The 24,561-nt window shown below is 67.1% G+C and carries 20 protein-coding genes; 13 read left to right on the top strand and 7 right to left on the bottom strand.

Annotation, left to right across the window (positions count from 1 at the left end; all coding sequences use genetic code 11):
• Window positions 1–11: 11 nt before the first annotated feature.
• Entirely contained in the window at window positions 12–1,895 is a 1,884-nt protein-coding gene (locus tag DB30_RS13920) for a VanW family protein (RefSeq protein ID WP_146658793.1), read from the bottom strand.
• A 95-nt stretch (window positions 1,896–1,990) separates the two neighbouring features.
• Here DB30_RS13920 and DB30_RS13915 point away from each other — a divergent pair, with 95 nt between their 5' ends.
• Both DB30_RS13915 and DB30_RS13910 read left to right on the top strand, forming a co-directional pair.
• Window positions 1,991–2,701, top strand: coding sequence for a tellurite resistance TerB family protein (locus DB30_RS13915; protein WP_052548914.1), 711 nt, complete (start codon window positions 1,991–1,993; stop codon window positions 2,699–2,701).
• 110 nt (window positions 2,702–2,811) lie between these two features.
• Window positions 2,812–3,717 (top strand): class I SAM-dependent methyltransferase, encoded by a 906-nt coding sequence (locus tag DB30_RS13910; RefSeq protein ID WP_052548913.1) that lies wholly within the window; start codon window positions 2,812–2,814, stop codon window positions 3,715–3,717.
• Between the two features lie 3 nt (window positions 3,718–3,720).
• Here the strand turns inward: DB30_RS13910 and DB30_RS13905 are convergent, their stop codons facing one another.
• Window positions 3,721–4,086 carry a DUF533 domain-containing protein gene (locus DB30_RS13905; protein WP_146658790.1) on the bottom strand — a complete coding sequence of 122 codons (366 nt, stop codon included), beginning with the start codon at window positions 4,084–4,086 and terminating at the stop codon, window positions 3,721–3,723.
• A 64-nt stretch (window positions 4,087–4,150) separates the two neighbouring features.
• Complete coding sequence (locus tag DB30_RS13900) at window positions 4,151–4,717, bottom strand: hypothetical protein (RefSeq protein WP_146658788.1); 567 nt, start codon at window positions 4,715–4,717, stop codon at window positions 4,151–4,153.
• A gap of 174 nt (window positions 4,718–4,891) precedes the next feature.
• Between DB30_RS13900 and DB30_RS13895 the strand changes: the two genes are divergently transcribed.
• Window positions 4,892–5,674: a Bax inhibitor-1/YccA family protein gene (locus DB30_RS13895; RefSeq protein WP_052548910.1), complete on the top strand. Its 783-nt coding sequence runs from the start codon at window positions 4,892–4,894 to the stop codon at window positions 5,672–5,674.
• 537 nt (window positions 5,675–6,211) lie between these two features.
• Here DB30_RS13895 and DB30_RS13890 read toward each other — a convergent pair.
• The 3 genes from DB30_RS13890 to DB30_RS13880 form a co-directional block, all read right to left on the bottom strand.
• Complete coding sequence (locus DB30_RS13890; RefSeq protein WP_165703755.1) at window positions 6,212–8,947, bottom strand: M16 family metallopeptidase; 2,736 nt, start codon at window positions 8,945–8,947, stop codon at window positions 6,212–6,214.
• Window positions 8,948–9,134: 187 nt separating this feature from the next.
• Window positions 9,135–9,413, bottom strand: coding sequence for a hypothetical protein (locus tag DB30_RS13885; RefSeq protein WP_146658784.1), 279 nt, complete (start codon window positions 9,411–9,413; stop codon window positions 9,135–9,137).
• A 96-nt stretch (window positions 9,414–9,509) separates the two neighbouring features.
• Window positions 9,510–10,616, bottom strand: coding sequence for a hypothetical protein (locus DB30_RS13880; protein ID WP_052548907.1), 1,107 nt, complete (start codon window positions 10,614–10,616; stop codon window positions 9,510–9,512).
• Window positions 10,617–10,717: 101 nt separating this feature from the next.
• On the opposite strand from DB30_RS13880, the gene DB30_RS13875 reads away from it, so the two are divergent.
• On the top strand, window positions 10,718–11,824 hold the full coding sequence (locus DB30_RS13875) for an esterase/lipase family protein (RefSeq protein WP_052548906.1): 1,107 nt from the start codon (window positions 10,718–10,720) through the stop codon (window positions 11,822–11,824).
• An 85-nt stretch (window positions 11,825–11,909) separates the two neighbouring features.
• Window positions 11,910–13,832 (top strand): aconitase family protein, encoded by a 1,923-nt coding sequence (locus tag DB30_RS13870; protein WP_165703754.1) that lies wholly within the window; start codon window positions 11,910–11,912, stop codon window positions 13,830–13,832.
• 11 nt (window positions 13,833–13,843) lie between these two features.
• Here DB30_RS13870 and DB30_RS13865 read toward each other — a convergent pair whose 3' ends face one another.
• Window positions 13,844–14,668: a sterol desaturase family protein gene (locus DB30_RS13865; RefSeq protein WP_052548904.1), complete on the bottom strand. Its 825-nt coding sequence runs from the start codon at window positions 14,666–14,668 to the stop codon at window positions 13,844–13,846.
• A gap of 131 nt (window positions 14,669–14,799) precedes the next feature.
• On the opposite strand from DB30_RS13865, the gene DB30_RS13860 reads away from it, so the two are divergent.
• From DB30_RS13860 to DB30_RS13825, 8 genes are all read left to right on the top strand, one after another.
• The gene (locus DB30_RS13860; protein ID WP_052548903.1) at window positions 14,800–16,167 is read left to right on the top strand and encodes a cyclic nucleotide-binding domain-containing protein; all 1,368 of its coding nucleotides are present in this window, start codon (window positions 14,800–14,802) and stop codon (window positions 16,165–16,167) included.
• A gap of 103 nt (window positions 16,168–16,270) precedes the next feature.
• On the top strand, window positions 16,271–17,479 hold the full coding sequence (locus tag DB30_RS13855; protein WP_052548902.1) for a DUF4215 domain-containing protein: 1,209 nt from the start codon (window positions 16,271–16,273) through the stop codon (window positions 17,477–17,479).
• Between the two features lie 238 nt (window positions 17,480–17,717).
• Window positions 17,718–18,524, top strand: coding sequence for a phosphoadenylyl-sulfate reductase (locus DB30_RS13850; protein ID WP_052548901.1), 807 nt, complete (start codon window positions 17,718–17,720; stop codon window positions 18,522–18,524).
• Window positions 18,517–19,188 (top strand): pseudouridine synthase, encoded by a 672-nt coding sequence (locus DB30_RS13845; RefSeq protein ID WP_052548939.1) that lies wholly within the window; start codon window positions 18,517–18,519, stop codon window positions 19,186–19,188. Before DB30_RS13850 ends, DB30_RS13845 begins: the two co-directional genes overlap by 8 nt.
• A gap of 539 nt (window positions 19,189–19,727) precedes the next feature.
• Complete coding sequence (locus DB30_RS13840; protein ID WP_052548900.1) at window positions 19,728–21,710, top strand: hypothetical protein; 1,983 nt, start codon at window positions 19,728–19,730, stop codon at window positions 21,708–21,710.
• Window positions 21,707–22,117 (top strand): hypothetical protein, encoded by a 411-nt coding sequence (locus DB30_RS13835; RefSeq protein WP_146658780.1) that lies wholly within the window; start codon window positions 21,707–21,709, stop codon window positions 22,115–22,117. Before DB30_RS13840 ends, DB30_RS13835 begins: the two co-directional genes overlap by 4 nt.
• A 121-nt stretch (window positions 22,118–22,238) precedes the next feature.
• Window positions 22,239–23,561 (top strand): aspartate kinase, encoded by a 1,323-nt coding sequence (locus DB30_RS13830; RefSeq protein ID WP_052548898.1) that lies wholly within the window; start codon window positions 22,239–22,241, stop codon window positions 23,559–23,561.
• A 41-nt stretch (window positions 23,562–23,602) separates the two neighbouring features.
• Window positions 23,603–24,475: an MYG1 family protein gene (locus DB30_RS13825; protein ID WP_052548897.1), complete on the top strand. Its 873-nt coding sequence runs from the start codon at window positions 23,603–23,605 to the stop codon at window positions 24,473–24,475.
• Window positions 24,476–24,561 lie beyond the last annotated feature (86 nt).

Genomic DNA, 24,561 nt, shown 5'->3' with positions numbered 1-24,561 from the left:
CCAAGTTTTCGTCATGACCCACGCCTCCCGCCGTGGCCGGGATCGGCGAGCGCCGGGCCACGCAGCTGTGCGAGCGCCTGACGCAGATCCCCCACGTCACCGGCGGTGATCGTGTGCACGCCAGCGGTCGGCCCCAGGCCGCAGGCGCTCGAGGCGATCACTGGCACCCCAGCCGCGACCGCTCGCAGCAGCGCGCGCGGCTGGTGCTCGATCCACGCCGGCAGCACGACCGCGTCGAGCTGGGCGAGCGGCGGGCTGCCATGCTCGAGGGTGACGCCGACACACGCTGACCAAAACCGGGGACCCTCGAGCTCTCGACCGGCGATCCACAGCTGGACAGGACCAAGCCCTGGCTGCGACAGCGCTTCGCGTAGCTCCCACACGCCCTTGCGACCGACGCTGCTCGTTGGCAACCACAGCCGCAGCGGACCCGGGGTGCGGACGCGCGGGCCCGCCTGCGGATCACCAGTCGCGCGCGCCCACTCGAGCACGGTGGTCTTGCCAGGGAAGTAGGTTGCTACGCCCGCGTGCGGCGTGATGATCTCGACCGCGTCATCGAGCGCCCGCGACTCGGCCTCGGCCAGCCATGGATCCGTGCGAAAGTCGGCGAGCGTGGGGCTGTCGGGGTTGCGTGCGTGGGCCTCGTCGAGCTGCGCCTGCAGCTCGAGCAAGGGCAGGCGCTGCATCAACACGCTGACCCGCCGGCCCCCGAGCGCGCCGAGCTGCCACAGGTGCGCGAGCAAATTCTGCGCGACGACCAGCTCGGTGTCGTGGGGCTCGAGGCGCGCGGCCATGGCCGCGGCGAGCCGTCGATCATCTTCCAGCAGCGCGCGCTGACGAGCCGGCCCCTGGCTCGCCAGCTTGCGCGAACGCAGCGAGCGCGCCAGGGTCTGGACGGGGAACTGCACGCGCCCGCTGACCCGCGGCCATGCATAGCGCGGGTGCCCCAGCAGCTCGCCGTCGATCGGCTGCAGCAGGCGATCGTGGGGTCGAGCGTGGGCCCGCACGTGGCGGATGTACTCAGGCCACGCGGCGTCGACGAGCCAACTTCGCCGCCCCGCCGCGGGCTTGGCTGGCCCGACCCGGGCGCTGTCACACGGCTGATCGCAGGACATGCAGCTTCGGCCCTCGTCCCCGACCCATCGCGCTGCCCCCCCTGGCTGCCGTGACTGCGACGGCTCGCCCGCGGCGACGCGTCGCTCGTGCAACACCCTGAGCGGGGTTGCGGTTGCCCCGGCGCGACCTCGGCGACGCTCGGTTCGGATCGCGACGATCAGCGCCTGCGCGTCGAGCCGGACCTCGAGTCGCCACGGCTGACCGGCGACGAAGCGCAGATCCACGTAGTTCCAAGCCACGGTCGCGTCTTCGCCCAACGCCGCCCGCGAGCCCGGTGGCCGCCGGCTGTGGGGGTGACGCTCGAGCAACTCGAACCCCGCCCCGCGAGCTGCCCCGAACAGCGCGTTCGAGAGCAGGCACAGCCCGCCGCCGATCCCCGGCACCACGCAGCCCTCGCGCAGCTCCCGACCCGCGACGTATCCGCGCGCGCGCACGGGCGGTCCGACCTGCGCCCAGAACGAGAACACTTGGTCGGCCTCGAACTCGAGCCCGTCGAGCGCCCGCGCGGCGACCCGCAGGTTCTCGACCTTGCCCAGCTCGAGCGGCCACTCGCGTGGATCCATGTCGGAGCCCGTGTTCCAGAGCAAGGTGCGATCTTCATGGGCGAGCGGAAGATCCACGAGCAGGCGCCCCGACCGGGCCAAGCTGAGTGGGTCGCGACGATCGTCGATCCAACGCAGCAGACGATGGACCTGAACCTTGGCCTGGTGGACGGCCACCTCGATCGGCTCGAGCTTTTCCATTGGGATGATCGGGATCGTACCGGACGGGCCGTTCACGCGCGGCTCCTCCCGCCGACGCAGACGCACGCGGGCGCATTCCGGCCGTGAACCCGTCTGGCCCGCGCCCGTGGAAGCGGCTACCCTCGCGCACCATGCCAGTGTCCCCCGAGACCGAGTGGGTTCTAGTCGCGTCCGGCCTGATCGCTCACGCCGACGACGAGCTCGATGGCAACGAGGTCGAGCGCCTCATGGCGATCGTCGACGAGCAGATCCCCGAAGAAGACTACTCGGACTGGTTGGCGCTGATCGGCGACAAGGCCAAGCTCGAGGCGCGCTACGCCGCGCTCCCCAATCCCCCCGAGGCCCAGCACCGCGTCGTGCTCGAGCAAGCATGGACGATGGCCATGGTCGACGGTGACCGCAGCGCGTCCGAGCTGGTGGTCCTGGTCAACATCGCCGAGCGCTTTGGTGTTGATCCCGTACAGCTCGAATTTTGGCGCGCCGCGTGGACCGAGGCCGAGCAAGAGCTGTCGCTGCGCGTGGCCGAGTTCGCGGTCGTGTGCCTGTCCGGCAACGAGCTGTTGTTCGAGGACGATCACTCGCTGTTCCTCGATCTCATCGCGCGGCTCCCAACCACCCACGACGAGCGCGAGCGACTCGGCGCCCTCGCCAACGAGCCACCCGTGGACAGCGCCGAGCTCGCGCGCGCGCTCGCGGCGATGCCCCGCATCCGGCGCCTCCAGGTGTTCAACATGGTCGCCCCGCTGATCCGCGACGCAGTTGGTGCCGAGGCCGCCCGCACCCGCTTCGTCGACATCGGCCAGACCGCGGGCCTGCGTGACATCGCAAATTTGCTCTCCTAGAGCCCTACAGTCGCTCTACAGACCCCTTCGGCCGATCTGGCTTCAAGCTCTGGGCCCAAAGCCCGGGCTCGCTGTATGTGAGGGTCCAAAAAACCCGTACCTTGCGGCACATGTCGAAGCGACGACTGATCATCTCCACAACGTTGAGCCTTGGGCTCGCCCTGTCGCTGTTCGCCTGCGACAAGAACCAGGACGAGACCGTCAACGCCGAAGAGGTCACCACCTCCCCGGCCGAGCCGGCCGCCGAGCAGCCGGCCTTCACCGATCTAGACAGCGTGCTCGCGGGCGCCCACCGGGGGGACAACGCCAAGCGCGACGGCCAGCGGCACCCGAAAGAGACCCTCGAGTTCTTTGGCGTGCAGCCGGACATGACCGTGGCCGAGCTGTCGCCAGGCGGCGGCTGGTACACCGAGATCCTTGGCCCCTATTTGCTGGGCCAGGGCAAGCTCATCGTCACGAACTGGCCGACCAGCCACGAGCGCTACGGCGCGTCCGCTCAGAAGTTCGTGGAAAAGCTCGAGGCCTCGCCCGAGCTGTACGGGGACGTCACGATCGCGATCGCGCCCACCTCGGCTGACGAGCCGTTCGAGATCGCGCCCGAGGGCAGCGTCGACGTCGTGCTCACGTTCCGCAACAGCCACGGCTGGTACAACAGGGGGCAGACCCAGCAGATCTACGGCGCCGCGTTCCGGGCCCTCAAGCCGGGTGGCATCTTCGGCGTGGTCCAGCACCGTGCGGCCGAGGGCGGGGACACAGAGGCGACCTCCAAGCAGGGCTACCTGCCGGAGTCGGTGGTCATCGCTACCGCCCAAGAGGCCGGCTTCGAGCTGGTCGAGAAGTCCGAGATCAACGCCAACCCCAAGGACACCAAGGACTACCCCGGCGGCGTGTGGACCTTGCCGCCCAACCTGTCTGGCCCCGAGAAGGACGTTGCGCAGTCCGACGAGGACCTGGCCAAGCACACCGCGATCGGCGAGTCCGATCGCATGACGCTCAAGTTCAAGAAGCCTGGCTGATCGTCAGTCGTGGCGGGGCATCTCGGCTTCGATCTCGAGCGCTTGCTCGGGATCGATGCCGAGCACGTCCCGCACGCGATCTAAAAACTCGCGCTCGGCGTCGGGCAGCTTGTCGTCGATCAGCGCGATGCGAACCGCGGCTTGGTAGGTTGCGAGGCGTTGGTTGTCGCTGAGTCCTGCGATGTCGATCTCGCCGAGATCGACCGGCGCGGTCAGCCAGGTTCGGGCCGTGGCGCGCTCGCTCTCGTCGAGATCGGCGGCGGCGACCAAGCGCTCGATCGCCTCGGCTTCGTCACCAGCGAGCTCGCCGTCGGACCAGCCGACGGCCGCCAACAGGCGGAGCATGAACATGACCTGCGGGTGGGACACGGGGCCATGATCCCGATCGGGGCTGTGGCTGGCAAGCTCGTGGGCGTGGGCTAGCGCGGTGAATCTAGTCGCTGTGTCGGGGCACTCGCAGCACGACCTGATCGGCCTGACCGGCCTGATCGGCCTGCTGGCCTTCGACGCGCTGGGCGGTGAGCGGCGCGCTGTCGGGCTCGAGGCGCACCGCGATCACGTACGCGATGGCCGAACGCCGACCAAGCGGGACCGCGAAGCTCCCTTGTGGACCGGTCTGGGTCTGCGCGATCGCAGGCGGGAGCGCGTCGAGCCGCAGCGGGCGATCATCGAGGGGGTGGAGGGTCACCCATACGCCTTCGATCCCCGCACCGGGCAGACCGCCGAGCTCTTCGCTGACCACGCGACCGCGGAGGATCGACGCGTTGGGCGATCGCTCACGTCCGCAGGTGACCGCGGTCGTGGCCACCGCGTCGCCGCCGATGAAGGGCGTGTCGATGCATCCGCTCGGGCGTGGTCCGGTCTGCTGCGGAGCGCGAACGAAGGCGCGAGCCTCGCCCGGCCGGGCGCACCCGCTGAGCACCGCGAATCCGGCCAGCAAGACCCCCCCAAGCAGGTAGCGCGTGTGCTGCGCTACGCGGCGATGGTCTCTCACACCCACGAGACGATGTTCTTCGATCCCTCACGCAACGACAAGCGGCACGCGGAACCCAGCGCTTGCCCGGCGGCGCAGCGGCTCGCAGATGCCTGCCGCCTCACCCCAGCTCAGACCCGGTCCAGCGCGATTGCATGATCATCGCTTGATCGGACCAGGTGCGTTGTCCACACTGCCACCATGCAGCCGCACGCCTCGCAGCACGACCCCCACGGTCAGCGCAACCCCTACGCTCAACCAGGCCCGCAGCACGCCCCCGGCGCCTACACCGTTGACCCGCGTGCGCAGCTCGCCTCTGGCGTCGATCAATTCATGACCCGCGTCAACGCGTGGATGGCAGCCGGCGTCGGGCTCACGGGGTTGGCAGCGTACGTCACGTCGCAGTCCACCGCGTTGCTCGAGATGCTGTTCACCGGCGGCATGGGCTGGGTGACGATCTTCGCCCCGCTGGTGTTCGTGATGATCTTCGCCTCGCGGCTGCACAAGATGAAGCCCAGCACCGCGATCGCGGTGTTCTTGGCGTTCGCAGTCGTGATGGGCGTCTCGCTCGCGCCGATCTTCCTGATCTACACCGGCGCCTCGATCACCTCCGTGTTTGCGATCACCGCGGTGACCTACTCGGCGCTCGCGTTCTACGGCTACACGACCAAGCGCGATCTGTCGGCGTGGGGCAAGTTCTTGTTCATGGGCGTGATCGGACTGGTCGTGTCCGGCGTCGTCATGATGGTCATGTCCTACGGGTTCCACATGACGATCAGCCCGGTGTTCTTCATGGCGCGGGCGATGATCGGCGTGCTGATCTTCGCGGCCCTGACGGCGTACGACACGCAGAAGATCAAGCAGATCTACCTGGTCAACGGCGGCGCGGGGAACCTGGCGATCATCGGGGCGCTGACGCTGTATCTCGACTTCATCAACCTGTTCCTGTTCCTGCTCCGCATCTTCGGCGGCGGGCGGGATTAGTCATTACCCCCACAGGGGGCTTCGCACTTCGCGGTCACTCGCTTCGCTCGCTCCCAGTGGGCAGGCTGTTCGCGGGGGTGTGATTGGCCCCCTAGAAGGGGGCTCTTGTCTGGGCACCCACGGCCACCGGGACGGCGCTCCATTCGTTGGGGCGCCTTCGCACTTTGCGGTCACTCGCTTCGCTCGCTCCCAATGGGCAGGCTGTTCGCGGGGGGTATGTGTGGCCCCCTAGCAGGGGCTCTCGTCTGGGCACCCACGGCCACCGGGACGGCGCTCCATTCGTTGGGGCGCCTTCGCACTTCGCGGTCACTCGCTTCGCTCGCTCCCAATCGTCGTGCTCATCTGCCGATGCCGATGTTGGGGATCGGCACTGACAACGACGAGCGATCAGGCTACCCAGCTCAATTCTCGCGTGTCCGTCCCGCGGTCCGACTCCACGCACCGAAAGCGCGCCCGGCGGCATGCTGTATAGATCTCCACTACGTCGAATCCACAGTCTCCATCAGGTCACTTTCGCGGAAGCACCGGTGCGCGCGGCTAGTTGGACGAGGAGGACCCCTGTACCTCGCCCCGGGAGAGAAACCGAACTCGTCCCAGTTTCCGCAGCGCGCGAAGATCCATCCGCGAGCGGTCGCCGACGATGACCACAGTCGCACGACCTGCCTCGGGCGCAGCTGCGGCGACGTTCGGCGCAAGCATCGTCTCGATCTGCGCCATGCGTTCGGAGGTCGGATCTCGATCGCCATACGCGACGTGGCGGGCGAAAATTTCAGCTGCGAGCTCCCGGGGACTAACTTGACGTGAATCGAGACGCTCGAGCAAGGCCGCACGACTGGCATCGAGGGCGGCTTCGTCGAGTCGCTGCCCACAGGTCAGCGCAATCGTCAGTTTCAACGTCTCGCCCACCTTCTTTGGCGATGTGTTGGCCCAGACACTCAGGCGGTAGAGCGTCGGGTCGTACTCTCGAAAAGGGAGGTCCGTGCCCACGTGGTAGACGAGGCTGCGCTTCTCTCGAAGTTCTCGGTTCAAAAGCCCGGACCAGTTGGAGAGGTATGCGTGGTGTAGGTCGATCGCCGCCGTGCTGGCCCCTCGTCGATCCGCGAAGGTCACCCTCAGCTCCACGCTCTCCATCGGCACGTCGACGATAGCGATCTCGATGCCGGCAGGCTCGTGCGCGCCGAGCTGGGGCTTCGACCACCTTTGCGCCGCGCCGCCCGCCGGCAGCAGACGCGTCAACGACTCGACATCGGTCGACCCGAAGAATTGCGTGGCGAATCCCCGTTCCCAGAGTCCATCCAACTTCGTGCTGCCTGTGCTGGACAGAAGGTCGATCGCTTCCGCGCTGGGAGGTCGCGCACCGTAGATCAACCAGTCCTGGGCCCGCCGCGCGAGCTCCGTCGCGCTCACATCCGCCGCGTGATACCGCCCACGCAGCAGTGCACAAAGCTCTGTCAGCTCTTCCTTCGGCCACCGAGAACGTTGGAGTCGAACTCGAAGTGAGCCCAAGAGCGCTTCCACATTCTGGACCAACCCCGCCACCTCGACGTAGCTCGTCAGCGCGCCACTTTCGTGAGAGATGACGCCCCCCAAGCCCTCGAGCTGGGCGCCAATCGAGCCGGACTCCTCGACCGTGGGCACTTCGGCGGCCGCAAGCCTCAGCACGTGTAAGGGATCCGCGCCGAAGCCCTGGTCGAAGACCAGCCGCAGGCAGAACAGCTCACTTACCTCGTTTCGCGTCCAAATGACCGGGCCACGATCCCCCGGCAAAACGTCGTAATCGGTGCCGAGCCGTGGAGGTGCTTGCCGCGGCTGCGTATCGACGATGGCGAGCAACTCTCGCGCCCTCTCGCTCTGACGACCCGACTCGGTCGGAATCGGTGAGATTGGAGGCAGCGGCCGCAACGGTGGTGCCCCTCCCTTGCGCGTGTGCACTACACAGTACGCCCGGCTCGACAGCGTCTCCGCCAAGCTACAAAGGTCTTCCGCTTCGACCGACCGGCGAAGGTCGAGTCGTAGCAGCGCATCTTCCCAGCTCTCCCCCAGGGCGAACGACTCGGCGACCAGTACCGCGCGCTGAGGATCCGACTCCAACATCCACTGGAATTCGAGTTCCATCGCCGTCAATACCCGCCGCAACTCCCCCGACGAAACAGGCTTCTCGTGAACCGACGAAACAACCGCGACGATCCGCTGCTCGAGTTCATCGTGCGTCTCGTTCGCTCCCAGCTGGAGTCCAACGTGCAGGTAGCTGGCCTCCGTCATGTGGACCACCCATACCTCCGGGCGTCGGGCCATCGTGTCACCGGGGAGTTCAGCCGAGAGTCGGCCGGCCCGGCCATCCCAGAGGATCCGAGTGAGCACGTCCAACCGCACGCGGTCGACCACCGAGAGGGGTCGCATGGGCCATCCCATCGCTACCGATGCAGGTCCGGGGCACTGCAACTCTCTGAGCTCGCGGGCTTTCGGCAAAGAGACCGTTCCACGCCCAACCGTGCCCAATTCCTGGCGCTCCCATCGGCCGAACTCTTCCTCCAAGATGGAAGTGACCTCCACGCCACCGAGGTCCCCGACGATCACCAGCGCGGCGTTGTTCGGCCGGTACCAGCGTTGGTGAAAATCATCGAGCAAGTCGAAGCGCGGCCGCGCGAGATCCGACTCCAGGCCGATCGGAGAGTGTGTTCCGTACGTATGGGACGGGAACATCAAACGGAGCAACGCATCGAACCGCACATTTGCGCCATCGTCTGCGAGGTGACGTCGCTCCTCCTGCACGACTTCGAGCTCGGTGAAGAACAGTCGAAACACCGGCGCGCGTAGGCGTTCGGCCTCGAGTGTTGCCCAAGCCCGAAAGCGAGATACGGGGAGGTTGCAGAAGTAGGTCGTGACTTCGTCGCTGGTTCCCGCGCTGACGAACTTGGCCCCCATCCTCTCGTAGAGACCGAGGACCTCGCCGGAAATCGCGGACTGTGCCATCTCGAGATTGACGGAATCGATGTTTCGTAACAATCGTGCGACCTCGGGCGGATCGCTCGTATCGGCGAGTTCAGCGTACAAGTCGGCCATCCGCTGCAGCAGCGGGACATCGCGGACGCCATCGAGGGTCCCGAGCTGCTCGGTGCCCTTGAACATCATGTGTTCCAGGTAGTGCGCGAGACCGCCAGCCGCATCGGGCTCATGGCTGCTGCCGACCCGGACGACGACGTAGGCTGTGAAACGACCGGGCTCGGTGCCGTCTGCCTGACAGACCGTCAGCCCGTTCGAGAGGCGAGACACTGTCAACCCGAATGGGTCGACGGCGTCCGCACCTCGAGCCTCTGGTGGCGCGCTGACAATTCCGCCCAACCGCTGTACCACGCCCCCGGGCTCCGCTATTCGAAGTCGGCAACCGACGCTGCCAAGAATTGACGAGAGCATGAAGCTCCTACGAGTCACGCCATTGCTCCCGCTCCTCCGGCAGCCGTCACCATGTCGGTAGCGTTTCATGTCTCCCGTTGCCGGCCAGACGATCGGCGGTCTCGAGCGCCTCGATCGCTGCTTGGACCCTACCAAGCGAGAGCAGCGAGACCCCGAGAGCTTGATGGGCCGGGGCGAGGCGGGGGTCGAGAACAAACGCCTCTTGGAGGTGCGGGATGGCCTCGCGGCAATGGTCCCGCGTGGCGTTGTCTTGGAACGCGATCAGGTTGCCGAGCGCCGCGTGAGGCAGCGCGTCGGTGTCGTTAGCAACCGTGCGGACAGTCAAGATCGGATCCAACTCGCGGACAAGCGGGAGATCGGGATGACTGGCGGGGGAAGTCGGCAGCGACCGCTCGGGTTTCACAGTGCGGTAGTCAGACACCTACCCGCAGTCCTCGGTGAGGGTGGAATTGGTGACTTGGGGCTCGCCGTTGGCGAGCACGAAGATGCCGGGGAAGCCCTGGGTCTCGAAGCCGGCGCTGGGGTTGCCGCATAGCGTCGAGTCTTGGATCCGCAGGGTGCCGCTCAGATCGTTGCTGACGAAGAAGATGGCGCCGCCGCCTTCGTTGGCGGTGTTGTGCTCGATCTTGGTCCCGCACAGGGTCAGCGTGAAGGTGTTGCCGTCGTTGTAGATGGCGCCTCCGCTGCCGCCGCCGGGGGTGCCCGACTGGGCTGGATTGGCGCCGGTTCCGATCGCTTCGTTGTAGGAGAACAGGCTGTTGATCACGGTGTACGAGACGCCGATGCTGCTGAGGCCGCCGCCGTTCGAGCAGCGATTGCCAAGCTCGGGCTCGCCGCCGAAGGTGCTGTTGACCACGTAGACGGGCAGGTCCTGGTGCTGGTCGAACACCCGGACCGCGGCGCCGCCAACGTCGGGGCCGGTGTCGTCGCAGACGTTGTTGAAAAACCGGGTGTTGATCAGCTTGAAGCGGCCGCCGCGGACGAAGATCGCCCCGCCGCCGTCGGGGTCTTCGCCGGTCGCGTTGCCGTCGATGAAGGTCAAGTTCTGGACGGTGAGGCGGGGATGATCCTGGTCGTTGCACATGGGGGTGGTCCACACCAGGCTCTCGTCGCAGGTGTTCATGTACAAGATTCGCCGCGCTCCGGCGCCGCTGAGCGTGACCAAGCCGCCGCCGTCAATCACGATCTCGGGGCCGGTGTCGTTGTAGATCTTGGCGGTCTCGTCGAGGGTCACGACCACGGGCTCGGGGCCGCAGTCGAAGGTGATGACGCCGCCGCCCGCCACCGCCTGGACGAACGCGGCGCTCGTGCAGCTCTCGGGGGTGCCGTTCCCAACTACGGTCGTGGGGTTCGAGACGTCGGCGGGGCGGGCCTCGTCCGGGACCGCGCAGGTGCCCTCGGGGTTGCCGGCTGGCGGGCCCATCTGTGGATCCGTCAACGGGTTCTCGATTGGATCCGCCGGCGCCTCGCCGCAAGCGAACAACAGCAACAACGCAGACGATGGACAGATGAGACGTCGGATATCCATGTGACCAGACGATGGTAGTGATTGGTTGGCGCGCTTGCTACGTTCGCTGCGCCCCAACCCAAGGGGGTCCCCGACCCCGCACCCTCGCACATTGGAAGACCGTGGCTGATCTCGCTGACCTCGCTGATCGTTTCTTGCGGGCCTACCCCGGCCGCCGCGACGAGGCGATCGCCGTGCTCAACGGGGCGATCGGCGACCGGCTGGCGGCGAGCAACGCCGCGCTGGCGGTGCGCATGCAGCTGTTTCACGGGGCCCAGCCGTGGCGGCTCGAGGATCCGCCGCTGACCGTCCCCAACGCCGGCCCGCAGGCGTGTCTGTTCGTCCACGGGCTGATGGGCTCCGAGCGTGCGTGGCGGTTTGGGGTGGGGCCCGAGCCGGCGAAGGGCGAGGCCGCGACCGAGGGCGCGCGCGTGGACTACGGTCCGGCGATCGCGAGCGAGCGCGATCAAACCCCGCTCTACGTCCGCTACAACACCGGCCGCCACATCTCTGAAAACGGCCGCGAGCTGGCCGACAGGCTCGAGCAACTGTTCGCGGTCTATCCCTTCGAGCAGCTCTCGATCGTCGCGCACAGCATGGGTGGCCTGGTCACGCGCAGCGCGTGTCACTACGCGCTCGAGGCCGGGCATCAGTGGGTCTTGCAGCTCGCGCGCGTGTTCCTGCTTGGCGTCCCCTCGCGCGGGGCCCCGCTCGAGCTGCTCGCCCACGTCACGGCGTTCACGCTCGATCGGATCTGGAACCCGTGGACCAAGCTGATCGGCAAGGCGATCAACCTGCGCAGCGCGGGGATCAAGGACCTCCGCCACGGGTTCGTGCTCGACGAAGACTGGCGCCACTACGATCTCGATCGGCTCGCGTTCCCGGTCCCCTCTCGCCCGCGCGACCCGGTCCACGTGCGCTGGTTCATCGCCGTTGGCAGCCTTGGCGAGGCTGGGTCCGCGCTCGCTGCGACGCTTGGCGATGGCCTAGTCCGGGCCCCCAGCGCGCAAGGTGCCAGCGTCGATCCGCGCGAGCGCGAGCTGCTGCCGCCGGCAGAGGTGCAGCACTTTGCGGCCACGAGTCACTTGGCGCTGATGAACGATCCAGCCGTGCTCGCGCAGATGCTCGAGTGGTGGCAGACCAGCCCTGCCGCGAGCACCGCGACCACCGCGACCACCGCGACCACCGCGACGGGCCACACCGGGCCAACCGAAGCGGGTGAACCGTGAGATTCCCCCCCGCCCTCGCGCGCCGCGAGCAAACAAACGCGACGCGATGTCTGAGCGGCGTCCAAAGCCCCTATACTCGGCTTCGATGCAGCTGACCGGACGAATCTTGTGGCTCACGGAAGACACCGCGCAACTCGAGCAGCAGCTCGCGGGCGCCAACCCCCAGTTTGACCCCCAGGATCCGCCCGACCTGCACTTTGGCGTCAACACCGACGCGATGATCAATGGAGCGGCGTGCACGCTCGGCTACACCGGCGAGATCCTCGGGCCCTATTTCCTGCAGAACTTCAAGGACAGCGTCGAGGTCGACGCGGTCAAGCAGGGCGGGTTCCAGGTCGTGGTTGGCGGCGACGCGTACGGCAGCGGCAGCAGCCGCGAGGTCGCGGTCGTCGCCCATCAGGGCGCGGGCGTCGAGCTGGTGATCGCCCGCAGCTTCCAGCGGATCTTTCAAGAGAACATGGTCTACGCGGGGCTGCCCTTCACCACGGACTTCGGCGTGGTCACGCGGCTGCGCAACGGTGAAGACATCGACATCGCCGCGCTCGGGCAGGCGCTGCCGCCCTTCTTCCGGGCCGTGAGCGAGGCCGGCGGGCTGATGCGCTACGGCACCCACGTGCTCGCCGGCGACGTCGGCCCCACCTACGAGGTCGAGCCCGCGCCCCGGCCCATGAACTGCATCGAAAAGATCGTCGCCGCCAAAGCTTGGCGCGGCAAGGACCAGCCATTCGGGATCGCAGCGGTCGCGCCCGGCGATCAGATCCTGTGCGAGGCCGACTTCCGCGGCATGCACGAGTACACCGGCGGCATGGTCATGAACCTCTACGCGCAAGAGTGGGCCGACGCGCCCATTCATCAGCCCGAGCTCGCGGCGGCGTTTGAAGATCACTTCGTGCTGATCGACCGCGACACGGTCCCGCTCTCGGTCAAGAGCAAGCGCCTGGCCCCGGCCCAGAGCCTCGCCGCAGAGATGATCGAGGCCTGCGAGCGCAACGGCATCCGCGTGCATGGGCCCGGTCGCCTCAAGCAGGGCGTCTGCCACCGGATCGTCGTTGAAGACTACGCCCGGCCCGGCGACATCATCGTGCTGACCGACAGCCACACCCCAACCGCGGGGGTCATGAACGCGTTCGCGTTTGGCGTTGGTTCCACGGCCATGGCGTTCGCACTGCGGACCGGGATGATCCCCGTGACCGTGCCCAAGACCGTGCGGATCTGGGTCGAGGGCGACGCCAAGGGCGTGCTCTCGCCCAAGGATCTGGTCCTGCACCTGATCGGCGATCCCTACTTCCGCGAAGAGCACTGGCGCGAGTCGCCAACCGACACCTGCGTGATCCAGCTTGGCGGCCCCGGCTTGGATCAATGGAACGTCGACGAGCTGTCGGTGATCACCAACATGACCGTCGAGGGCGGCCTGATGACCGGGATCGTCGAGCCTTGCGCGCCGATCCGCGAATTCTTGCAGGCTACCCGCGGCCAAGACTACGCCGAGCGCCTCGTCGCGCCCGACGAGGGCGCGACCTACGTCAAGACGATCCACGTCAACCTCGATGAGGTCCCGCTGACCGTGGCAACCCCAGGCGACTCGCGCAACCGCAAGCCGCTGACCGAGGTCGGCGACGTTGCGATCCACAACATCGTGATCGCCTCGTGCACCGGTGGTTCGCTGTCGGATCTACGCGCCGCCGCCCAGGTCCTGCGCGGTCGCAAGCTCGCCGAGAAGGTCCGCGTGACCGTGACCCCGTCGAGCGCCGCGGTGGCCGACGACGCCCGCAAAGAAGGGCTGTTGTCGCTGTTCAGCGAGCTTGGGGCGGTGGTCACGGATCCCGGCTGCGGCTCGTGCATCGGCAACGGGCCCGGCATCCCCTACGAGGGTGAGACCACCGCCAGCACGACCAACCGCAACTTCGATCGCCGCATGGGCGCGCCGGGTCCGGTGTACTTGGTGTCCCCGGCGATCGCGGCGGCTTGCGCGGTGACGGGCAAGCTCACCGATCCCCGCTCGCTGTAGTCAACCGCCGCTCAGGTCGAGGCCGCCGGGGCCTCGGCCTCCGGCTCCGGCCGCCAAGCCAGCGGGTGCTCGGTCACCTGCTCATAGCGCTGCGTATAGTCGGGGTGGATGGTCCCCATCATCCGATCCCACCACGTGAAGTAGACGCCAAAGTTGTAGGCGCCGTTCTCGTGGTGCATGTCGTGGAACACCGCGGTTCCCAGGTATTTGCTGATCGGGTTGCGGGCGACCCAGCGGGGCAGGATCTCGAAGCCCAGGTGCACGTACGCCTCCAAGAACGAGAACCAGAACACGAACACCCACAGCATCACGCGATTGATCGGCACGAACAGCAGCACCAGCGGCAGGTAGAGGCCAAGCACGAAGCCCTCGAAGACGCTGAAGGCGTAGCCCGCCAGCGGCGAGGGCTGCACGGAGATGTGGTGAAGCTCGTGGGTGAATCGATACACCCGGCTGTCGTGCATCGCGCGGTGGGTCCAATAAAACCACGTGTCCGCGCCGATGATGAACAGCACGAAGCTCAACGCGATCATCCACGGGCTGGTCGCGCTGGGATCCAAGATCAGCTTGATGTGACCCGACAGATACAGCGGCGTCGCAAGCACACTCGGGATCATGAAGAAGATGACGCCGAGCAGCGAGTTCTTGAGCTCGATCCACTGGATCCGACGCTCGGGGATGGTCTGCTGGCAACGCCGGTGCTTCAAGCGCTTGGCGAAGGCGACCCAAAACAGCAAGAACGCGCCGCCACAGACCACCAGATAGCGCAGCCATGTGCGCCCGACGAAGAAGCCCCCGTTGACGAGGGCCTCGCTGACGATGTTGGTGTCATCCATGGGTCTGTGCTCAATCTACATCAAGCTAGCGAAGCGCAAGGATCGGATCAGGTGCAACCAAACGACCTCGAGTCATAAATTTGGCCACCCAGCGCATCAACATCTCGTGTATCGCTGGTCGCCTAGAAGCCATGGAATCGCCCGAATCATCGCTGTTGACCATCCTCCGGCACAGCAAGCTCGCCGCGCTGCAGCACCACGCGAGCCTCGTCGCCCTGGTACGTCAGTCACGCGTGGTCAGCATCGATGCCGGCGCGCACCTGTTTCGTGCGGGCGACGACGCCGACGCTGCCTACCTGCTGACCCTTGGCGCTCTCGAGATCCACGCGGACGACGGGACCCTGCTCGACACCGAACACCCCGGCGCGCTCGTGGGTGAGCAGGCACTGATGCCTGGCGGGCGTGGCCAGCGAAACGCGACGATCCTCGCCCAGACAGACTGCCGCCTGCTCGAGATCGATCGCGCGACCTTCAACGAGTTGCTTGGCCAGCAGCGCGCCGTGCTCGATGAGGTCTCCGCCGCGCGCACGCGGAATCGGCTGGGTCGCACAGCTGCGCCGCTCGAGGCCCTGTTGGCAACCAGCGAGGCGCGAAGCTGGGAGGATGGTGCGTTGGTCTTTCGCGAGGGCGCGCCTCCCGATGGGATGTACGTCGTGCTCTCGGGCCAGGCGCAGGTCGTCCTGATGCAGAACGGCGAGCCGGTCCACATTGCGACTGTCTACCCCGGCCAGTGCTTCGGCGAGATCGGCGTGATCCAGGGGAACCCACGCAGCGCGTCGGTGGTCGCACACAATCATCTGCGCGCCGCCTTCGTCTCGGCCGATCGCGTCAAGGCGTTGAACGCAGCCAACGACTCGACCGAGGCCTACCTCGAGAGCCTGATCCGCAGCCGCGAGCTCCCACACCTGGGCCTGGCCAGCCAGCACACCGTGATCGAGAACGGGCAGGTCTGCATTCAAACCGTCTTCTCGCTGCACGACGGCCGGGAGCTGGTCGCGCTGCGCACCCCGGATGGGCACTACACCCTCACGCAGTCCGACAGCACCGTCAAAGAGACGGTTCACATCGCGGCATCGACGACCGTCTCGCTGGACGCGGATGGGCGGATCATCGGATTCGCAGACACGGGCAACTACGAGGACGTTGGCGGGCTTCAGGCGCTGGCGTTCAACGGCAGCCCGCTGGCCCTGCAGCAGCGAAGGATGCTGAAGAAGGCGGCGAAGGCCGCGGCCCTGCTCGCCCCGGACAAGGTGCTCTGTCGCTGCCTGAATGTCGATCGCCAGACCCTGGTCGACTGCATCGCGGGCGGGGCCGGCAGCCTCGAGTCGCTGCAGGAGGCCACCGGGTGCGGGACGGGCTGCGGCGGCTGCATCCGCCGGATCATGCCGATGCTGACCGGTGGGGGGACCGAAGCGCCGGTGGTTCGCCTGGGGCCGCCGCAGTCCGCCGGCGACAAGGGACGCTTCATGGGCTGGCTCCGCTCCACGCTACGCGGCTAGCTGGGTCTCTAGCTGGGTCCAGCGCCGCTGGCAGCCATGATTTCGAGCGCTTAGTTGACCAACACACTGGACGCGCGGGCCCAAGATCCGCTCCAATCCCCCCATGCCTTATCTCCGCCTCGAGTCCCTCCTCGCCACGACCGCCCTCTGCTCGCTCGTCGTTGCCTGCAACCCCGACACCCCCGAACCCATGACCGACGACACCGGCAGCGAGAGCGACAGCGAGACCGGTGACCCCATCCCCGATCCGATCTGTGGCAACGCGATCGTCGAGTCGGGTGAAGCCTGCGACGACGGCAACACGCTCGAGACCGACGACTGCCTCAACGACTGCACCCTCGCGACCTGCGGCGACGGCATCTTGAACGAGGGCGTCGAAGCCTGCGACGACGGCAACACCGACAACACCGATGATTGCGTTGACTGTGCCATGGCCGTATGCGGCGACGGCTCGGTCCAAGATGGCGTCGAAGCCTGCGACGACGGCAACATGGCTGACGACGACATGTGCACCAACGCCTGCGAGCTCGCGACCTGCGGCGACGGCTTCGTGCAGGTCGGCGTCGAAGAGTGCGACGACACCAACATGGACAACAACGACGACTGCATCGACTGTCTCGCGGCCACCTGCGGAGACGGCTTCGTGCAGATCGGCGTTGAAGAGTGCGACGACGGCAACACCGACAACGACGACGGCTGCGACGACACCTGCATGGGCGCGGTGTGTGGCGACGGCTTCGTCCAGCCCGGCGAGGAGTGCGATGACGCCAACCTCGACGCGATGGACGGCTGCGCGCCCACCTGCGCGTGGGAATTCCGGGTCGCGTTCGCAACCAGCACCAGCCACACGGGTGACCTGGGCGGGCTCGGGGGGGCCGACGCGATCTGCAACATGCTCGCCCAGAACGCTGGCTTGCAGGGCACCTACATGGCCTGGCTGTCGACGGACGCGAGCTCGCCCGCGACCCGCTTCACCCAGTCGACCGTCCCCTACATGCTCCCCGACGGCAACAAGGTGGCCGACGACTGGGCCGACCTGGTCGACGGCGATCTCGACTTCGCTATCGCGCGCACCGAGACCGGCGGGATGTCGGTCAACACCTCCGAGATGTGTGGCGGCAGCGCCCGGCTGGCCCGCACCGGCACCACCGAGTTCGGGACCTTGGGCGCCAGCACCTGCCTCGACTACTCCTCGGCGATCCCCTCCGACTTCGGCGCGATCGGGCGCTCGGCCTCGAACATGTCGCAGTGGTCAAACTGCGGCGAGCTGCCGTGCGACGTGTCGCTGCCGATCTACTGCTTCCAGCAGTGATCTTGGCCTTGCGTTGCCTGCCCGCAACTGGGGTCAGCTCGCCGAGCTGCGCGCCGCTTCGACCACACCAGGGCCCGTCGAAGCGGCGCGCACCGCCACGCGCGCTGACCGGCCCGCGCCTCAACTTGCCGCAGCGGACACCAACTCGCGCCTCGTCCGCGAACCCGCGCTGCCCACGTGGCCCGGAATCCTCGCCCGCGTCTGTGGGCGGTCGAGGACAACCCGTATCATCCCGGCCATGAGCGACTCGCCCGACTCGGACTCGCCCGACTCGCCCGACTCCAAGGTTGACGTCGACACGCTCGCGCGCGAGCTCGCCGAGCTATCGCCGCGACGGATCCTTCGCCGCGCGTTCGAGCTGTTCGACCTCGAAGACATCGCGATCAGCTTCAGCGGCGCCGAAGATGTCTTGCTGATCGAGCTCGCCTGTGACGTGCTCGGCGATCGAAAGCCGCGCGTGTTCAGCCTCGACACCGGCCGCCTGCACCCACAGACCTATCAGTTCATGGCCAAGGTCGAGCGCCACTACGGCCTGCGGATCGAGTACTGCTTCCCCGAGGCGGCCCCGGTCGAGGCGCTGGTTCGGACCAAGGGCTTGTTCTCGTTCTACGAAGACGGCCACCAGGAGTGCTGTGGGATCCGCAAGGTCGCGCCGCTGCGTCGGCAGCTCTCGGGTCTGCGCGCGTGGATCACCGGCCAGCGGCGCGACCAGAGCCCGCGGACCCGCGGGGCGGTGCCGGTGTTCGAGCGTGACCTCGCGTTCGCCGGGCGCGACGAGGGGTCGCTCTATAAGTTCAACCCGCTGGTCAGCATGGGCTCGGACGAGCTGTGGGACACGATCCGCGCGTTCGAGGTCCCCTACAACGCCCTGCACGAGCGCGGCATGGTCAGCATCGGCTGCGAGCCGTGCACCCGGGCGGTGCTGCCCGGCGAGCACGAGCGGGCCGGTCGGTGGTGGTGGGAGGCGGCGACCAAGAAAGAGTGTGGCCTCCACGTGCCCGACGTCGCCGACATGCCCGACATGCCCGATGGCCCGGATGCCTGACGCGCTCGAGCTGGTCCACGAAGACGCCAAGCTGGTCGCCGTGAACAAGCCCAGCGGCATGCTGGTGCACCGCGGCTGGGCCAACGACGACGTGGTCGCGGTCGATCTGCTGCACGCGCAGCTCGGCCAGCGCGTGTGGCCGCTGCACCGGCTCGATCGTGGGACCTCCGGCGTCTTGCTGTTCGCGCTGGATGTCGACACCGCTCGAGAGTTGAGCGGCGCGTTCGAGCGCGGTGAGGTCCACAAGCGCTACCTCGCCCTCGTCCGCGGCCACGCGCCCGCGCACGCGCTGATCGACCACGGCCTGCGCCACGTCGACGACAAACAAAGCGAGCGAAAGCCAGCCCAGACCCGGGTCCGGCGGCTCGCTGAATTCGAGCGCTACTCGGTGGTCGAAGCCGAGCCGCTGACCGGCCGCACCCACCAGATCCGCCGACACCTCAAGCACATCGCCCACCCGATCATCGGCGACGTGCGCTACGGCAAGGGCGCCCACAACCGGATGTTCCGCGAGCGCTTTGGCCTGCACCGCTTGGCCCTCCACGCGGCGCAGCTGCGGATCGCAGACCCATCGGGCACGGCCGAGCTCACGATCTGCGCGCCGCTGCCCGAGGATCTGAGCGGGCCGCTGGCTGCGATGGGGATCGACCTGGCAGCGATCTAGCGACCGCGTCGGTCTCGATCGAGAAGGGCTATCTTCAGCTCTTGCAGGGTCGCCGGGCCCGCCGCTCTTTGTGGGAAGATCGATGCATGGTCGCAGCAGGTTGATCCTACGGAGTAATGGCACTGGCGTGGTGTCGCACCTCGTATCTTTTGCGGGGCCCAAACCCTTGACTCCCGAATCTCTGGTTGGCTAGCGTGATCGTCATGCCTATAGAGTGGAACAGAAACAATAGAGGCGTCGGGCTTGGCATGCTATCCGCTGTCCTTGCGACCGCCGGATGTGCGCCCGATGATGGACCGCAAGGCGACGATGAACTCGGCGAAACCGGCGTAGCCGGCGATGGACTCGGTCCAGAAGGTCCGGGTTGCGATGAGAACTGGTATCCCCTCGATGGAGAGGCGCCGCCCGCTCCCGACGCCGAGCTTCCCGAGTTTCAGGCGTTGGTGGCAGGCGATCCCGCTGGGAGTCTGGACGCCTCTGTGGTCCCAGCCGCAGTGCCGCCTGTTGCGCCGCCGCGCCGATCGACGGCCCGCGAACCGATGACTCTGGGTTGGGATGAGTTTGTCGAGGCATACGCCAACCCGTGGCCCGGCGGGTGGCTGATCGACGGCGATCAGTTCGTGACCACGCAGCAGCTTCGGGACATCCACGAGGTGCTCACGCACGATCCAAAATCGTCGGAGACCAGGCTGCTGGCCCTCAATGACGCCATCTTCGACGAAGTGTGGAGCGAGCCACGCAAGCTCGAGTTGACGTGGTGTGTGGGCGTGGTCTTTCCGCAGCCGAATGACGAAGACGCCGCGGAGAAACACCAGGAACGCTACGAGCGGATCCTACGGGGTATGGAGCGCGGCACGAAGGCCTGGGAGCGCGCCACGGGGGTCAATTTCGTGCACCTCTCAGAGTTCGATGACCCCGCTGGGGGAATCGGCTCGGGCAGCTGTCAGCCCGGGCAGAACAACGTCCACTTTCGCGTGCGCATGGGCGTGTCGAACGAGTGTTCGGGTCCGTGTGCTGGGGTCACGAACGCAACGCCAATCACCGAGTTCGATCCCGATTGGGCGGGCCCAGACAATCCCGGAGGGTTTGAGCGCGAGCTCTTGTTTGGGCCCCGCGCCGTGGATTCTGAGCAGGAGATGCAGATCACGGCCCGTCACGAGCTCGGCCACGTCCTGGGCTTCGCCCACGAGCACCTCGCCTTCGAGCAAGACGTGTGCAACGAGTTCACGGTGTGGCGCTCGTTGACCCCTCCTGACCCAAAGTCCGTGATGGCCAACGACACGTGCCCCGGGGCGGCGAAGGATCAGCCGCGCCTCTCGGGCTTCGATCGCTTGGGCGCGTTCTATCAGTACTCTCGCGCACGCCGGAACCCGCTGATGATGGGCGGAGCGAGCCTGGTCCACGACTACGCCTACGATGGTAGCGAGCGCCCGGGGATCGCTTGGTTCACGCCGCTGGACAACGCGATACAACAATGGACGTCGACTGCGGCGCCGGGTCAGGCGATCGCATTTACTGCGGTCGAGCGCTGCCTGGACGGACAGGCGCCGCCATGTGGCGGATCCGTCGAGATCTCAGTCGGACTGCGGCCGAGTCCGCTGTTTGCGTCGGGCACCTACAACGATCTCGATTTGCTTTTGCTCGGCCCAGGTACCGGGCTTCCAGACTTCCTCCTGAGCAACGATGGCACGAACTACTCGCTGGCGGCATTCAGTGGGCCCGACTTCACGATTCCGATCATCGGCTCGTTCGGCCACGAGATCGACGACCAGATCATCATCTATCAACCGGGCCCCGCCAGCGACAGCCTGTTCGACCCGGCGTCGGGGGCGCTGTACCCCGTTGACTACGCTGATTACGCGTTCCCGATCCCAGCGCGGTTCCGGGGGTTTGGCGGGGGAGGCAACGACCTGCTGTGGTACCAGCCGGACGCGCAGACTATCGAGATCTGGGAGTGGGGCCACATCCCAGAGTTCGGTTTCGACCGACAAGGCCCCATTCCGGTGGAAAGCCTCGAGTTCGAGCCAGACGTCGAGTACATGCCGCTGATCGGCGACTTCAACGGCGACGATCGGACCGACCTGTTTTGGTACGCCCCGGGGGTCCCCACCGACTGGCTGTGGCTGTCGGTGAGCAATCAAGCCGCCGTGATCTTCGACCGCTTCGAACGGCAGGTGATGAGCGAGTTTCGACCGCTGATCGGTGACTTCAACGGCGACGGGATCGATGACATCTTCTGGTACGCTGGACGCTCCGAGACACCCGATGCCCTCAGCGTCATCTGGCAGTTCGACGAAGGCGGCGGGCACACGCCGCGGATATTCTCGATCAACGGGGACTACGCGCCGGTCGTGGGCGACTTTGACGACGACGGGTGCAGCGACATACTTTGGCATGACCCGGCGGACCCCGACCACATCAGCCCACTGTGGCGGTGCGTCGACGGTGAGGCCTTCGCCTGTGACACCCCGGTGGAAGCACCGGCTGACGGGTTCCCGATCGGAACCGGACTCTACGGATGAAACGACTCCTCTCGATCACAAGCATCACATGGTTCATGACGCTCGCAGCCGTGGGCTCGATTACGGCCTGCTCTGACGACGGCCAAGATGCGGTGTGCGAGCCCGCATGTGCTGCCTACGGGCCGGAGCTGCCTGGGGTCGGAGAGTGCGTGGCCGGCAGCTGCACCCCGACCTTTCTGGAGTGCTTCGACAAGACAGAGTTCTCGACGTGCCAAGTCCAGTGCGAGGCCGTGGGTTCGACATGTGCCGAGAACGCCTGCGCCGACGGAACCTACATGATTTACTCGAACGTCGAGGAGTGCAAGGTTGTCGAGTTGGCCGGCCCGGTGATCTCGCGTCGCTGCGACGAGGCGATCGAGTGGCAGGTCAACACCGGGGCGCGCTGTTGTTGCGAGCAAGTCCCCTGACGGCGGTCTCGAGCTGAGCGGGCCACTGGCTGCGATGGGCATTGACGCGGCGTCGAGCTAGCGGCCGCGCGCCGGCTCGCCTATGGTCGGCGCCCGCGACCCCACAGAAAGACAACGCCCCATGATCGTGATGAAATTCGGCGGCAGCTCAGTCGCCAACCGCAGCCAGATCGAGAAGGTCCTGAGCATCGTCCGCAGCGCCCGCGAACGCGCCCCTGTCGTCGTCAGCTCGGCCCACAAGGGCATCACCGACGCGCTGGTCAACGCAGCCAAGGCCGCCGCCGCGGGTGAGCTCGGCACGGCGCCGATCGACCTCCAGCGTGGCCTGCTCGCCCAGCTCGAGTGCCCGGCCGACCTGCTAGAAGAATTCTTTGGCGAGCTCGGCGATCTGCTGCGCGGCATCTCGCTGGTCAAGGAGTTGAGCCCGCGCAGCCTCGACTACGTGTCCAGCTTTGGCGAGCGCATGTCGGTGCGGGTGATCGCCGACTTCTTCACCCGCAACGGCCTGCCCGCCCGGGCCCACGACGTGTGGGAGCTCGGGTTCGTGACCGACGACGCGTTCGGTCGCGCCCGCCCGCTCGCCGGCTGGGAGGCCAACTGTCGGGCGGCGTTCGCCAACCTGCCCGCGGACGAGATCGCGATCGTGACTGGCTTCGTCGGCAAGAACGGCGCTGGCGAGATCACGACGGTTGGCCGCAACGGCAGCGACCTGACCGCGAGCTTGCTCGGCGGCGCGCTCGCGGCCGACGAGGTCCAGATCTGGACCGACACCGACGGGGTCATGACCGCCGATCCCAGCGTGGTCGAGGGCGCCCGCAACATCCCGCAGATGCGCTTCGACGAGGCCGCCGAGCTGGCCTACTTCGGCAGCCGGGTCCTGCACCCGTCCACGCTGCTGCCCGCGATGAGCAGCGACATCCCGGTTCGGGTGCTCAACACCAACCGCCCCGAGCACCCGGGCACGGTGATCCAGAAGGTCGCCGCGCCCAGCCCCAACGCCGCGACCAGCATCGCCTACAAGGAGCGGCAGTCCGTGCTGGTCCTGTGGACCACTCGCATGTTTGGCCAGGCCGGGTTCTTGGCCCGGGTGTTCGAGATCCTTGGCCGCCGCGAGGTCGACGTCGACATGATCTCGACCTCCGAGGTCAGCATCTCGCTGACCTCCGCCAACCGCCGCGCGCTCGAGGCCGCCCAGCAAGAGCTCGAGACCATCGGCAAGGTCGAGCTGCACCACGGCAAGACCATCCTCGCGGTCGTTGGCCAGCACCTGCCCGCGCGCCCCGGGATCGGCGCCCAGGTGCTCGCGGCCGTCGCCGGGGCCGGCGTCAACGTAGAGATGATCAGCTACGGCATGGGCAGCATTAACTTCACGATGCTGATCGACGACGCCGACATCGGCCAGGCCGTGAAGGTGCTCCACGAGATGCTGTTCACCACAGCCTGACGGGCGGCTCGCGCCCGCATCTCGTGGTATGTGGCGCGGGCATGGTCCACACGATCCTCACGCATCCAGGCGGCGCCCACAAAGACGACCTCCTGGCGGTCTGCGTGCTCATCGCCAAGTACGGCGCGCCGGTCGTCCGCCGCGATCCAACCCAGGCCGAGCTCGACGATCCCAAGGTCGCGATCATCGACGTCGGCGGCGTCCATGATCCGGCCCGGATGGACTTCGACCACCACCACTTCCCGCGCGAGCACGCCCCAACCTGCGCGCTGAGCTTGGTCTTGGATCACCTGGGGATCTACGCGGACGCCCTGCGCTTTTGCGACTGGCTCGAGCCGGCGGAATGGTTTGACTCGCGCGGGCCCACCAAGACCGCGAAGTGGCTCGGGGTCCCGCGCAAGGCGATCTCGCAGCTCAACTCGCCGATCGACATCACGCTGCTGCGCCGCTTCGCGAAGAAGAGCCAGCTCGCCGCGGGTGATCCGCTCTACGAATTCATGCGCTTCGTGGGCGAAGACTTGCTCGAGTACCTACGCGTCGCCCGCGAGCGGATCGACTTCGCGGCCAAGCACGCGCAGCGCTGGTCGGTCGCGCGCGGTCCCGAGCTGGGTGACTCGATCGAGGCGGTGTTCCTCCCACGCACCGACCCCGCGTCCGACGAGCCCAGCATCGCCGTCGGAAACTACGTTCGCGCAGCTGGGCTCGAGCACACGATCGCGGCGATCGTCTATCCAGATCGGCGCGGCGACGGCTACGGGATCGGCCGCTACGAAGATCATCCCAAGCTCGACTTCTCTCGGGTCGAGGGCCAGCCGGACGTGCACTTCGCCCACAAGAGCGGGTTCATGTGCAAGACCTCCGCCACCGATCCCGCGCGGCTGCGCGAGCTGATCGTCGCGGCCTGGATCGAGTAGCTGCACGATTGAACCCGGCGTGCCCACCTCGGCGCGCAATTGAACGGCGCTCCCCCTACCCTGCGCCGTCGCTGCCCACGTGTGAC

The sequence above is a fragment of the Enhygromyxa salina genome, from assembly GCF_000737335.2.
In the GTDB taxonomy this organism is placed as follows: domain Bacteria; phylum Myxococcota_A; class Polyangia; order Nannocystales; family Nannocystaceae; genus Plesiocystis; species Plesiocystis salina_C.
The sequence above is the reverse complement of the archived record's forward strand: the minus strand, read 5'-3'. Positions and strand labels throughout refer to the sequence as shown.